At 69.0% G+C, this 13,123-nt stretch carries 12 protein-coding genes; 4 read left to right on the forward strand and 8 right to left on the reverse strand.

Features of this window, described 5'->3' with window-relative positions; all coding sequences use genetic code 11:
• Positions 1 to 43: 43 nt before the first annotated feature.
• The 5 genes from GVY39_RS17305 to GVY39_RS17325 all read right to left on the reverse strand — a co-directional run bounded on the left by GVY39_RS17305 (position 44) and on the right by GVY39_RS17325 (position 4,063).
• The gene (locus GVY39_RS17305; RefSeq protein WP_159925676.1) at positions 44 to 931 is read right to left on the reverse strand and encodes a VOC family protein; all 888 of its coding nucleotides are present in this window, start codon (positions 929 to 931) and stop codon (positions 44 to 46) included.
• A gap of 15 nt (positions 932 to 946) precedes the next feature.
• Positions 947 to 1,963, reverse strand: coding sequence for a ferredoxin--NADP reductase (locus GVY39_RS17310; protein ID WP_201295259.1), 1,017 nt, complete (start codon positions 1,961 to 1,963; stop codon positions 947 to 949).
• Between the two features lie 122 nt (positions 1,964 to 2,085).
• Positions 2,086 to 2,274 carry a hypothetical protein gene (locus GVY39_RS17315; RefSeq protein WP_223514429.1) on the reverse strand — a complete coding sequence of 63 codons (189 nt, stop codon included), beginning with the start codon at positions 2,272 to 2,274 and terminating at the stop codon, positions 2,086 to 2,088.
• 46 nt (positions 2,275 to 2,320) lie between these two features.
• Positions 2,321 to 3,463: a Rieske 2Fe-2S domain-containing protein gene (locus GVY39_RS17320; protein WP_159925680.1), complete on the reverse strand. Its 1,143-nt coding sequence runs from the start codon at positions 3,461 to 3,463 to the stop codon at positions 2,321 to 2,323.
• A gap of 93 nt (positions 3,464 to 3,556) precedes the next feature.
• On the reverse strand, positions 3,557 to 4,063 hold the full coding sequence (locus GVY39_RS17325) for a flavin reductase family protein (protein ID WP_159925682.1): 507 nt from the start codon (positions 4,061 to 4,063) through the stop codon (positions 3,557 to 3,559).
• A gap of 223 nt (positions 4,064 to 4,286) precedes the next feature.
• On the opposite strand from GVY39_RS17325, the gene GVY39_RS17330 reads away from it, so the two are divergent.
• The 4 genes from GVY39_RS17330 to GVY39_RS35120 all read left to right on the forward strand — a co-directional run bounded on the left by GVY39_RS17330 (position 4,287) and on the right by GVY39_RS35120 (position 9,443).
• Complete coding sequence (locus GVY39_RS17330; RefSeq protein WP_159925684.1) at positions 4,287 to 5,117, forward strand: IclR family transcriptional regulator; 831 nt, start codon at positions 4,287 to 4,289, stop codon at positions 5,115 to 5,117.
• A 37-nt stretch (positions 5,118 to 5,154) separates the two neighbouring features.
• The gene (locus GVY39_RS17335; RefSeq protein ID WP_159925686.1) at positions 5,155 to 5,730 is read left to right on the forward strand and encodes a PadR family transcriptional regulator; all 576 of its coding nucleotides are present in this window, start codon (positions 5,155 to 5,157) and stop codon (positions 5,728 to 5,730) included.
• Between the two features lie 61 nt (positions 5,731 to 5,791).
• Complete coding sequence (locus GVY39_RS17340; protein ID WP_159925688.1) at positions 5,792 to 7,021, forward strand: bifunctional 3,4-dihydroxy-2-butanone-4-phosphate synthase/GTP cyclohydrolase II; 1,230 nt, start codon at positions 5,792 to 5,794, stop codon at positions 7,019 to 7,021.
• 139 nt (positions 7,022 to 7,160) lie between these two features.
• Positions 7,161 to 9,443 (forward strand): LuxR C-terminal-related transcriptional regulator, encoded by a 2,283-nt coding sequence (locus GVY39_RS35120; RefSeq protein ID WP_159925690.1) that lies wholly within the window; start codon positions 7,161 to 7,163, stop codon positions 9,441 to 9,443.
• A 23-nt stretch (positions 9,444 to 9,466) separates the two neighbouring features.
• On the opposite strand, the gene GVY39_RS17350 is transcribed toward GVY39_RS35120, so the two are convergent.
• The 3 genes from GVY39_RS17350 to GVY39_RS17360 form a co-directional block, all read right to left on the reverse strand.
• Positions 9,467 to 10,321, reverse strand: coding sequence for an alpha/beta fold hydrolase (locus GVY39_RS17350; RefSeq protein ID WP_159925692.1), 855 nt, complete (start codon positions 10,319 to 10,321; stop codon positions 9,467 to 9,469).
• Positions 10,321 to 11,484 carry a 3-hydroxy-9,10-secoandrosta-1,3,5(10)-triene-9,17-dione monooxygenase oxygenase subunit gene (gene hsaA, locus GVY39_RS17355; protein WP_159925694.1) on the reverse strand — a complete coding sequence of 388 codons (1,164 nt, stop codon included), beginning with the start codon at positions 11,482 to 11,484 and terminating at the stop codon, positions 10,321 to 10,323. The genes GVY39_RS17350 and hsaA overlap by 1 nt, the downstream gene beginning before the upstream one ends.
• Positions 11,485 to 11,579: 95 nt before the next feature.
• Positions 11,580 to 13,061 (reverse strand): FAD-dependent oxidoreductase, encoded by a 1,482-nt coding sequence (locus tag GVY39_RS17360; protein WP_159925696.1) that lies wholly within the window; start codon positions 13,059 to 13,061, stop codon positions 11,580 to 11,582.
• Positions 13,062 to 13,123 lie beyond the last annotated feature (62 nt).

The following is a 13,123-nucleotide window of genomic DNA, read 5'->3' on the forward strand; positions in this document are numbered from 1 at the left end:
GAATCGACAGTTTAGGACGATCGGGGCGATCCGGACGGCCGGGTCAGCCACGAGACCATTCGTGGCCCCAGTAACTGTCGGCGGTGATCTCCTCGGCGCTGTAGACGGATTCGTCGACCAGGGCGCCCTCGGTGCCGTATTCGAGATCCCAGCCGCCGGGAGTGCGGACGTAGAAGGAGATCATCTTGTCGTTGGTGTGCCTGCCGAGAGTCGACGACAACGGGTAGCCCGCGCCCATGACGCGGTCGAGAGCCCGGCCGACGGCGTCGAGCTCGTCGACCTCAACCATGATGTGCACCAGCCCCGGACCGTCGGGACGAGTGCCCGGGATCAGCGCGAGGCTGTGGTGACGCCGATTCACACCCAGGAATCGAACGCGAATCGGCCATACGCCGGGTGGGGTCGGCACTCGGAACGAGCCACGCGGCAGGAATCCGAGCACCTCGCAGTAGAAGCGGTTCGCCTCCGCGAGATCAGGCACCGGCAGCACTACGTGACCGAGTCCCAGCCCTTCGGTGACGAAGCGATTGCCGTGCACGGTGACGACCGGGCTGTGGTCGAGCACCGGGCCGTGGAAGACCTCGATGGTGAACCCCGCGGGATCGGTGAAAGTGAACGCTTCCTCCACGCGCAGTGCGTCGATCTTCTCTCGGTCGAGCGGTGCGACAGTGACGCCCGCTCGCTCCACTGTGTCCCGCACCCGGGCCAGCGCGCGATAGTCGCGCACCTCCCAGCCGACAGCCAGCACCCGGTCCTGATCCGCCGGAACGAGTTCGAAGCGATAAGCGTGCTCGTCCATGCGCAAGTACACGCTGTCGGGATTCGGTCCGGTGGCCTCGGCGAAGCCCATCACGTCGAAGGCGAAGGCGCGCCAAGCCGCCACATCGGTAATGGCGACTCGGACGTAGCCGAGCGAGGCGATGTCAGCCATTGTTCGTCGTACTCCTCAGGAATAGGTGACGTGCACCGTGTCGGTGACCGGGACCGCCTGGCATGCCAGCACGTAACCCTCGGCCAGATCGGCGTCGTCGAGAACTTCGTTGCGCCGCATACGCACCTGGCCCGCGACGAGCCGGCAGGTGCAGGCGCTGCATGCGCCCTCGCGGCAGGAGTAGGGGGCCGCCAGGCCGCCCGCCAGCAGGACGTCGAGCAGAACCTGGTGGCGCGGCCACGGCATCCGGCGTGTCCGGCCGTCGAGTTCGACTTCGACCACGGCGCAGTCGACGGAGTCGGCGGGGGCGGCGGTATCGGCTCGGAACGGATCGCCGTTCAGCGACGCGAATCGCTCCACGTGCACACGTCGGCGATCGGCGCCCGGCCCGATCAGCGCGGCGGAGACGGCGTCCATGAAGGGGCCGGGACCGCAGACGAATGCCTCGCGGTGCGACCACGGCCCCGCCAGCGCGGCGAGTTGCGCGCCGGTGGGCAGCCCTTGCACCGTCTCCAGCCAGTGCACCACGAGCAGGCGGCCGGGATGCCGGGCGGCGAGGTCGGCGAGCTCGGCGGCGAAGATCACCGAGTGTTCGTCACGATTGGCATAGATCAGCGTGCAGTGACCGGACCCGACCGCCAGTGCCGATTTCAGGATCGACAGCACGGGGGTGATTCCGCTGCCCGCCGCGAACAACAGCATGTCAACGTCGAGCGACGCGGGGGTGAAGACACCCGCGGGCGGCAGCGCGTCGACATCCATGCCCTCGACGGCGTTGTCGCACAACCAGTTCGACCCGTAGCCTTCCGGCGTCCGTTTGACCGTGATCTTCAACGGACCGTCCTCGTGCGGCGCACTCGACAGCGAGTAACACCGGCTCACCGAGCCGGTCAGCTCGCTGGGTATCCGCAGGGTCAGGAATTGGCCCGGGCGATAGTCGATCGGCTTCGACCGCGCTGTGGCGGGACTCAACTCCAGCGATACCGCATCGTGGGTTTCCTGGATCACCCGCGTCACCCGCAGGGTGAGGATTCCGCCGGGGTTCTCGGCGTCGTCGGGGATATCGGCTCGCGTCGGCGGCCGCGTGGCAGCGTCGGCCCGAATCACTGTCGTGTCTCCTCTGCGATCGTCCACGGCTGCCGCGCGCTCCGCGCTCACGGCACGTCCCGGTCACGGGTGGTGACGTCGATGAGACCGCCTGTCACGGCCGCATCAATGCTGTCGCGCAGGGCGACGCAGGTCCGCACCCGCGTGCTTGTTGCGGCGAACTCGGCGCACTCCGCCACCGCGACCGCGCTCCACTGCACGCTGGTGTGCTGCGGGCTGAACTTCTCGACTCGCACGCACGTCCCGCAGCTGCGGCAGGTGATCTCTTCCATAGCGGTCCGCTCAGGCTCCGGCGGTGGCGCGCTGCGCGGCGAGGTTCCCGGCGACTTCCGCCTCCCACGCCGTGACTGCCCGGGTGGTGTCGACTTCGAACTCGAAGCGGTCGGTCATCTTCGGGTCGATCTCGTCCACGTCGGTGTAGAACTGCTCGTACCAGCGGCGCAGCTGGTAGACGGGCCCGTCTTCCTCGCACAGCAGCGGATTGTCGATGCGGGTCTTGCGCTTCCAGATCGCGGCATCCTGTTCGAAGCCCCGGCCGAGACCCCCGGCGAACTTCGCCGCGATCTCCTCGGCCTGCTCCGCGGGCACACCGTGGGGCTTCTTCACGATCGCGCCGTACTGCAGCACGAATCTCGTGGGTGACACCGGATAGTGGCAGTTGATGAGGATGCCCTCGACCGTCAGGCCCGCGCTCTCGCTGCGCAGGTGGTCGATCATGTAGGAAGGGCCGTGGTATGAGGCGTCCGAGTACAGGACATTTCTGCCGCCCAACGCCTTCGCGGTCTCCCCCATCATGTCCTCGCGCGACACCGAGGTCATGTATTGACTGGCGATGTGACCTTCGAAGACGTTCTTGAAGTAGGTGGGGAATCCGAAGTGCACGTAGAAGAAGTGGGCCATGTCCACCACGTTGTCGATGACCTCGCGGCAGTTGGCCCCGTCGATCGCCATGGTGTTCCAGGTCCAGTCGGTCCACTCGTCGCTGAACGCGCCTTCGATGCGCGGGATGGTGACCTGCTCCGGCGGCGGATTACCCTCCGGGTCGTTCCACACGAACAGCTGCTTGTTCTGCTCCAGCGTCGGCCATGCGCGAGTCCGCGCCCGGGGCGGGACCCGGCGGCCGTAGGGGATGCCGGTGCAGCGGCCGTCGCCACCCCATCGCCAGTCGTGGAACGGGCAGGCGATCGAGTCGCCCTCGATGCGGCCGTCACCCAGGTTCCCGCCCATGTGCCTGCAGTAGGCGTCCAGAATGACGAGCTCTCCGCCCGTACCCGCGAATACCACCAGTTCGGTGCCGAAGATCTCGACGGTGTGCGGTTTCCCGTCCCGGAAGTCCGCCGCGAGCCCCAGGCAGTGCCAGCCGCGCGCGTAACGGGCGGGCGGAGCGCCCGCGTCGATCACTCGCACCTCGGTGTCAGTAGTCATCGGTTCCTCCACAATTCGCGCACGTTTGTCACCTCGATATTTCGGTTCGGCATGCGAGTGCGGAAATGTGGAGTCCCACTGGCCGGGAGGCGTTCAGGCCACATCGAGCCGACCGAACGCGGAGCGGTAGAACAGCAGCGGCGGGGCCTCGCGATGCTCCGACAGTGCGGTGACGCGCGCGATCACGATGGTGTGGTCCCCCCCGTCGACTTCCCGCTCGAGTTCGCAATCGAGCCACGCCATCGTCCCGGCCAGCCGCGGCGAGCCGTTCGGCGAGGGCTCCCAGTCGACTCCCGCGAACTTGTCGGTGCCGCTGCGCGCCAGTTGCCCGCAGATCTCCTGCTGGTCGAGGGCGAGGATGTTGACGCAGAACCGGCCCACCTCGCGCAGGCGCGGCCAGGACGTGGACGTGCGCGCCGGGCAGAAGCAGACGGCGGGCGGCTCCAGCGAGAGCGCCGAGAACGACTGGCAGGTGAAGCCGACCGGCCCGTCCTGCGCTCGCGCGGTGATCACGGTGACGCCCGTGCAGAAACGCCCCAGCACGGTTTTGAAGTCGCGCACGTCCAGCGGGGATCCGTCCGTCTCCAGCACCGGTTCCATCTGGCCTCCTATTTCGATCAGGCATATACCTGACAGCTATGACAGCAGGCGCCGCCCGAGGAGCGTCAAGATCGGAGTCCGGTCACCGAGATCCAGATCCGTAGAAGCTACGTAGTTCTCCCGATTCGGCCCGGTCGCGCACCCGTCAGTGTGATGGGAGACACAAGCGATCGAGCAGCTGTTGCTCGGTCGACGCAGACGAATGTGACCGACGGAGGTTCCGATGACCGTCACGCTGCTACCCGAGGCGCAGCCGCGCGCCCACCGCGCTCGCCCCAAGGCGACCGAAGCAGGCTCCGCCGAGGTGCCCGTGTCGATGATCGAACGGATGACCCTGATCCTCGACGCGTTCGACGCCGCCACCCCTTCGCTGACACTGCTCGGCCTGGTGGAACGCACCGGCCTGCCGCGCTCGACAGTGCATCGGATCCTCAACCAGATGATCCGGCTGCGCTGGCTGGCCCACACCTCCGGCGGGTACCGGCTCGGCATGCGCACCTTGGAACTGGGCGGGCTCACCGCCGACCACAACGAGATCCGCGACGCCGTCAGTCCACTGCTGCACGAGTTGTGTCAGCGCACCGGCATGGTCGGACATCTCGCGGTACTCGATGGACGCGAGGTCGTGTACCTGGACAAGGCCGGTGGCCGCTTGGCCGCGATGCTGCCGACCCGCCTCGGCGGCCGCATGCCCGCGCACTGCACCGCGCTCGGAAAGGCGATGCTGGCGGCCCTGGAGCCGAGTATCGCCGAAGCCACGTTCCACTCCCGGCTGCCGCGGTTGACGCCCAAGACCATCACCGAGCCGGACGCCCTGCATCGCACCCTGGCCCAGATCCGGTCGCGCCAAGGCATCGCGCTGGACCGCGAGGAATCCATGGACGGAATCGCCTGCGTCGCAGCGCCGTTGCGCGGTCGAGGCACCGCCCCCGCGGCGCTGTCGCTGTCCGGGCGGGCCGAGGCGATGAGTTTCGACAAACTGGCGCGGGTCCTGCTCGAAATCTCCCACGAGGCCGGCCGGACGCTGTTCCCGCGCCGGGCGCGCTGGCGATAGTCCGAATCCGGATATGCCTGGGCGGTACATTCCGACGATGACCGATGGCGTCACACCCGCGGTGCCCGACCTGCCGACCACCGCGTGGGCCGTGCTCGGAATGCTCTCGCACGCCGACGAACTCTCCGGCTACGACCTGAAGAAGTGGGCCGACTGGAGCCTGCAGTTCTTCTACTGGAGCCCGTCGTTCAGCCAGATCTACGCCGAACTCAAACGCCTGGAGAAACACGGCTACGCCACCTCCCGCACGGTCGTGCAGGAGGACGGTGTGCGCGGCAAGCGGATGTACTCCATCACGCCGGAAGGCCGTAAGGCCGCGACGAACTGGGTCAATCACGCGCCCGTCGAGGCGCCGGTGCTCAAGCACAGCGTGATGCTGCGGGCGTGGCTGGGCAACCTCGCCGAGCCCCACCGCATGCGCGAGATCCTGACCGAGCATGCGGCCTACGCCGAGAAGATGCGGCAGCGCGCCGAGGCCGACGCCCACGGCGCGGAGGCGAACCCGGACTGGGTCTACCCGCAACTGGTGCTCCGCTGGTGCGTGCGGCACTACGAGGCCGAGCGCGATTTCGCCGAGGAGCTGCTCGCGGACATCGATCGCCTCACTGAGTGAGACGCCGACTGGTTGTTGTCGCCCCGGCATATTTCGATCAGGCATATGGAGGTGGCGGACGATGACCGGTGAACTGGACTCGGTGCCTGCCGCGGTAGCGGCGATCGCGAGCGGAGGCATGGCGCTCGTCGTGGACGACGAGGACCGCGAGAACGAAGGGGACCTGGTGCTCGCCGCGGCGAAGGCGACCGCGGCGAACATCGGATTCCTGGTACGGCACACCAGCGGCGTGTTGTGCGTGCCCATGACAGGAGACGACCTGGACCGGCTCGAACTGCCGCCGATGACGGCGGTCAACCAGGACCCGAAGGGCACCGCGTACACGGTCTCGGTGGACGCCGCGGCGGGTGTCGGCACCGGCATTTCGGCCGCCGACCGCGCGCACACGATGCGCCTGCTCGCCGATCCCGCCACCACACCCCGGGATCTCACCCGCCCCGGGCACGTGTTCCCGTTGCGGGCCCACCCGCTCGGCGTGCTGGGCCGACAGGGGCATACCGAGGCCGCCGTCGACCTGGTACGAATGGCGGGTCTGCGCCCCGCCGCCGTCATCGCGGAGGTGGTAGGCGACGACGGGTCGATGGCGCGGCTTCCCGAACTGTCGACCATGGCCCGGGTGCACGGAATCCCGATCATCTCGATCGCCGACCTGATCGCCTGCCGCCACCGGCTCGAGTCGGGCGTTGTCCGGGTCGTCGAAACCCGGCTGCCCACCCGTTTCGGCGAGTTCCAGGTGATCGGTTACCGGGACACAGCCGACGGCGCCGAACATCTCGCGCTGGTGTTCGGCGAGCCCGGCGAACACGACGTGCTCACGCGCGTGCACTCCGAATGTCTCACCGGTGACGCGTTCGGATCGCTGCGCTGCGACTGCGGTGAGCAGTTGGACGACGCGCTGCGAGCCGTCGCCGAGGAGGGCCGCGGCGTCGTGGTGTACCTGCGCGGACAGGAGGGACGCGGCGTCGGACTGCTGAACAAGCTGCGCGCCTACGAGTTGCAGGACGAGGGCGCCGACACGGTCGAGGCGAACCTGCGGCTCGGGCTGCCCGTCGACGCCCGCCGCTACGGCGCCGCGGCGCGGATGCTGGCCGACCTGGGCGTGCGGTCGGTCCGATTGCTCAGCAACAATCCCGCCAAACAGGCCGACTTGACCACGTACGGCATCGTCGTCGAACGGCGCATTCCACTGCAGATCAGGGCGACCGAGCACAATGTGCGTTATCTTCGCGCCAAACGTGACCGTATGCGCCATCAGTTGACCGAGGTCGACGCCGCTGTCGCCGCCCGGTGAACGGCGGCGATCCGGTCCCTCCCGCGCCGGCGGCTCTGCCCGTCTCCGCACATCGGCGCGAGCGCCGAGCACGCCCGGCACAGTGGAATTTGCCCAGAACGCTCGTGCACGCGAGACGGGATACCTAGGGTTGACACCCATGGCGCGGCGTCCGATCGGCAATCTCCCTGCCGAGGTCACCAGTTTCGTCGGGCGCCGGGAAGAACTCGCCGCCGCGAAGAGACTGCTGCCCACGACACGGCTGCTGACGCTGCTCGGGCCGGGGGGCGTCGGCAAGACACGGCTGTCCCGCCAAGTCGGCGCCGCGGTCGCGCGCGCGTTCCCCGACGGGGTCTGGCTGGTCGAACTGGCCGACGTGCACGACCCCGATCTGGTGACGGTGACGGTCGCGGAGGCGCTGGCGCTGCGGGACGACACGGCGGCGCCGCTGCCGCGGCTGACCGGGTTCCTCGCCGACAAACGATTGCTGTTGATCCTGGACAACTGCGAGCACCTGATCGAGGCCTGCGCGGAACTGGCAGGCAGGCTAGTGGCCACCACCGCCGACGTGCGGGTGCTGGCGACCAGCCGGGAGGTGTTGGGCGTGCAGGGGGAACAGGTCATGCCCCTCGCGCCCCTGCCGCTACCGGAGGACGAGACCGCAGACAGCGATGCGATGCGGCTGCTCGCCGAGCGAGCGGGTGCCGCCGATCCGCGCTTCGCCGCCACGCCCGCGAACCGCGGCGCACTGGCCGCGATCTGCCGCAGGCTCGACGGTATTCCGCTCGCGCTGGAATTGGCCGCGTTGCGGTTTCGCATGTTCACGCCCGAACAAGTTCTCGCCCGGCTCGACGACACTATGGGCCTGCTCAGCGCGGGACCGCGTCTCGCGCCGGAACGGCAGCAGACCATCGAAGGCGCGATCCGCTGGAGCTACGATCTGTGCACCCCGGCCGAGCAGCGACTGTGGGAACAGCTGTCGATATTCTCCGGCGGCTTCGACATCGACGCCGCCGAAGCCGTGTGCGTGGTGGAGGAGCCCGGCCCGCGGACGCTCTTCGACGCGCTGCGGGGCTTGGTCGACAAATCGGTGCTGAGCCTGCGCTACGACGGCGACATCGGCCGATACGCGATGCTGGAGCCGATCCGGCAGTTCGCCCACGACCGGCTGGCCGAACGGGGTGAGGAGCCCGCGGTACGGTCACGCCACCGCGACCACTACCGGCGGCTGGCGCTGCGCGGCCGAACCGCGTATTGGAGTTCCGACGATGTGGCCTGGTTCCGCGAACTGAATCGCGAGCACGCGAATCTACGCGCGGCTCTCCAGTTCGATCTCGCGGGCACACCGGAGTCTGCGCTCGAGATGGCCGCGGTGCTGCGGCCGTTCTGGGAACACAACCGCTTCCTCACCGAGGGCTATCGCTGGCTGACCGACGCGCTGGCCAAGTCCGGCGAACCGACGCGGCCGCGTGCACGCGCGCTCTCCGCGGCGGCTTCGCTCGCGGCGCTGCTGTCCGATCGCGGGTCCGCTCACCAGTTGGTGGACGAATGCGTCGCTCTGGCACGGAAACTCGACGCCCCCGACATCCTCGCCGAGGCCGTGCTCGATTCGGCGCTGCTGACCTTCAACGACGGCGACACCGCCCGTGCCCTCGAATCGGCGGAGACGGCGGCGCATCTCGCGGCGGAATGCGGCCATCACGCGATCGAGATGGACAGCCTCGCTTTCGCTTTCGTGTGCGCGCTGGTGCTCGCCGACGCGCGCTCCACCGTATTCGCCGAGCGGCTGCTCGAGGTCGCCACCGAACGGGGACCGCATCTGCTCGGCGGCCTGGCGCAGTGGTCGATGGGCTTGGATCACTGGCGGCGCGGCGATCAGGATGCCGCGACCGGGTATCTCGCCCGGTCCATCGAGATGTTCAGCCAGTTCGACCGATGCGTGTGGCTGGCCTCCGCATTCGAGGGGCTGGCCTGGACGGCCGTCGCGCGCGCCGATTTCGAACGAGCCGCGCGCCTGCTGGGCGCCGCGGAGATCCTCGCGCGCAGCACGGTACGGCTGGCACACGCCATCACCGGCGTACTGGGCGACAAGATGCGCGGCCGGACCCGGGAAGCCCTGGGCGAGCGCGTGTTCCAAGAGGTGTTCGACAGCGGCGCCGCGCTGTCGCTGGGCGAGGCGATCGACTACGCGCTGGGCCGCGCGCCCGCCGCGGCGCCGTCGCCGCGCCCCGCTTCGGCCGCGTCCGAGGCGGCGGATGTCCTCACTCGACGGGAGAAGGACGTCGCCAGGCTGGTGGCAGCCGGCCACAGCAACAAGCGCATCGCCGCCGAGCTGGTGATTTCGGTTCGCACGGCCGAGACCCACGTCGAGCACATCCTCACCAAGCTGGGCTTCACCTCCCGCACTCAGATCGCGGGGTGGGTTCGCGATCACGGCGTGTGATCGACGCGGGCCGTTGGCGGCGATCAAAGACCGGCGGTGAGGAAATCGATGACGGCGCGTTCGAACGCCGATTTGCGCTCGATCTGCACCCAGTGCCCACAGCTGGCGAAAACGCGCAGGTCGGCATTCGGGATCTGGCGTGACGGCAGCAACGACGCCTCGACCGGCGTCACCCGGTCGTCGCGACCCCACAGGATCTGGGTATCCGCGCGCAGGCCGCGCAGCCGCGCCCACAGCGGGACCGGTTCGGCGAGAGCGGGATCGGCGAAGGTCGCGTAGGCATCACGCAGCGCCGCGATGGCGGCCGGGTCCGAGGCCGCGGCCGACCGGGCGTCGATCAGCTCCCGGGTGAGGGTCGCCGGGTTCGACACCATCGTGCGCAGCCAGGGCAGCAGGCGCTCCCGAGTCGGGTCGGCGATGAACTCCAGCAACCGCGTGATGCCGTCGGACGGTTCCGGCCCGAGCACATTCACCCCGACGCCCCCTGGCGCCATCAGCACGAGCCGCTCGACCCGGTCGGGATGTTCCAGCGCCAGCAATGTGGCGACCGCACCGCCCATCGAATTGCCCAGCAGGTGTACGCGTTCCAAATGGAGGTCGTCGAGGAGTCCGAGCACCGCGTCGGCGGAGACGCGCAGATAGTTGCGTTCGTACACTTCCGGGCGACCACTGGCGCCGAAGCCCGGCTGATCCACGATCAAGCAGCGGAAGCGCTCGGCCAGCACCGGCAGATTCGCGCCGAAGTTCGCCCAGCCCGAGACCCCCGGCCCGGAGCCGTGCAGCAGGACAAGCGGCGCACCCGACCCCGCCTCGTGGTAGCGCGATCTCAGCCCACCCGTCACGCTCCAGCGCGTGGTGTTCTCGGCGGTGAGCGTCATCAGATCATCCGGTCCGTCACCGGCAGCCCGAAGGCGTTGCGGCCGTATAGCACCAACGCGCGCTCGACGTCGTTGATGACGTGCACGCTCCCGGCGTGCGCGTCGCGCCAGTGCCGCTCCATCGGATTCGGTTTGCGGATCGAGTGACCACCGGAATTGTCGAACAGCAGGTCGATCGCCTCGAGCGCACGTTCGGTGCCGCGCACCTGGTCGCGGCGACTGCGTACCCGCAACTCGAACGGAATCTCCTCACCTGCCTCGGCATAGCGCAGCTGTTCGCCGATATTGCGCTCCATCTGCAGGACGGCCGCGTCGATCTCGGAGGCGGCGCGAGCGACCCGGACGTGGGCGAACGGATCCTCGGCCGCTTTCTGCCCGCCGTAGGAGATCCGCACCCGCTCGCGCATACGCTCGATGTGCGCTTCGTAATCGCCCTGGGCGACGCCGATGATGGGTGCGGTGATGGTGTTGGAGAACACCGAGCCGAACGAGATCCGGTACAGCGGTGCGGTATTGACCTCCTGGCCGGGTCCGCGCAGCGCCGCCTGCTCGCTGGCGCGGTAGGTCCGGTGGACGGGGACGAACGCGCTCTCGATGACGATGTCGTTGCTGCCGGTGCCCGACAACCCCGACACGTGCCAGACGTCCTCGATGCGGTAGTCGGTGCGCGGAACCAGAACGGTCAGGTACTCCGCTCCCCCTTCCCCGTCCGGCACGACCGCGCCGAGGAATGCCCAGCGGGCGTGATCGCAGCCGGAGGAGAAGCTCCAGCGACCGCTGATCCGGAATCCGCCCTCGACGGGCGTGAGCTTGCCGGTCGGCGCGTACGACGACGAGACAAGCGTGTCCGGATCGGCGCTCCACACGTCCTCCTGCGCCCGCAGGGGGAACAGCGCCAGTTGCCACGGATGCGCGCCCAGCACCGACGAGACCCACGCGGTGGACGGGCATGCGGTGGCGATGGCACGGACTACTTCGTAGAACGCGACGGGTGAGGATTCGTCGCCGCCGAAGCGGGACGGTTGCAGCATGCGGAACACCCCGGCCTCGGTCAGCTGCCGAATGCTCTGCTCGGGCACTCTGCGCTGCTGGTCGGTCTCGGCGGCTCGCTCTCGGATCGCGGGCAGCAGATCCCGTACCCGATCGAGCACCTTGTTGGTCATATCCGGTAGTCCTCCTCGTAGTGCGCCTCTCGACGCTAGGCCGGGGCGGTGCCGTCGGATCCGATCCATCCCGATCACCGGAATCCAGCTCCGGGTCAGCTGGTGTGGGCTGCGGCCGCACCGGCGCGACGGCCGAAGAAGGTGCCGTCGCCGAGCGACGTGCCACTGATGTAGCCCTCGCCGTGCAGGTTGCTCGCGGCACGGCCCGCGGCGAACAGTCCGGGGACCGGAGTGCCGTCTTGATCGAGCACGGCGCCGTCGAGCGAGGTGTGCAGACCACCGAGGGTGAACACGGACGCGCCGGTCCCGCGACGATCACCGGACTCCGACGGTGGCCGTACCCCCGCCCGCACGTCGATCGCGGCCAGCGGTGGTGTGAGAGGCCGCACCCACCGGGGCGCTTTCCCGAATTCGGGATCCGCGCCGGCCGCGGCGAAGGTGTTGTATCGACGGACGGTGTCGGCAAGCGCGGCCGCCGGTACGCCCATCAGGTCGGCGAGTCGCTCGGCGGTCTCCGCGACATGGGTCGGCCGCACACCCCACCGCTGTTGTTCGGGTACTTCCTCGTAAGCCTGTTCGTCGAGCACGACCCACGTCGCCATGCCCTGCCGGAACAATGCCGCCTGGCCGATCCGGCCGGGATAGGTGTCTTCGTTGATGAACCGCTGCCCGTGCCCGTTCACCACCATGCCGCGCGCGGCGAGGCCGGGAATGAGCGAGATGCCGACCTGCCCGGAGGACATGTGCCGCACGGCCGCGCCGATCGCCTGCGCCATCCGGATCCCGCTGCCGTCGTCGGTGCCCGCGCTGACCTTGGTGTGTCCCAGCAGTTTCGGCGCGTGCGCGGCGAGCATGATGTCGTTGTCGACGAATCCGCCGGTGGTCAGTACGACGCCGCGGCGGGCCCGGATGGTCAGCTCCGTACCGTAGCGCCGAGCCACCACTCCGGCGACAGCGCCGTCGCCCGCGACGATCAGGCAGGTCGCCCGGGTGTCGAAAAGCGCTGTCGCACCGGCGGATCGGGCGGCTCCGGCAAGACGGTCCATGAGCAGCTTGCCGCCGAAGTCGGCGGTGGCCGGGCGATGGCCGCGGGGCGCGGGTGTGGCGAGCTCGCAGAACGGCCTGCTGTTCTCCCCGAGCCACATGAGACCGTCGTCGGTGGGCGGCACCCAGGCCGGCGCATCCCACAGCGTGGGTTCGAACGGCACGCCACGGTCGGCGAGCCAATGGAAATGCGCCACGCTGTCCTCGCTGTAGCGAGCGATCTTGTCCGTGTCGGCGCCCGGGCCGAGCGCGGCGGACAGGAACGCGGCCATGGCCGCGGGATCGTCGTCGAATCCGCAGGCCCGCTGGATCGGTGTGCCGCCGCCGAGGTAGATCTCCCCGCCCGACAGGGCCGACGCGCCACCGGGACCGCTCATCCGGTCCAGCACCAGCACCCGGGCGCCGGCGGTCGCCGCCTCGAACGCCGCGGCGGCCCCGGCACAACCGTAACCGGCCACCAGCACATCGGTCTCGATGTCATAGGTGCGCACTTCGGCGGCATCCCGGGGCGCGACCGCGTTCCGACCACTCATGTGGTCGACCTTTCCGCTTCGCTCGCCGTAGCCGCTCGCCCATCTTGCTGAGCGACCCCCCG

Source organism: Nocardia sp. CY15 (assembly GCF_009829295.1).
GTDB lineage: Bacteria > Actinomycetota > Actinomycetes > Mycobacteriales > Mycobacteriaceae > Nocardia > Nocardia sputi.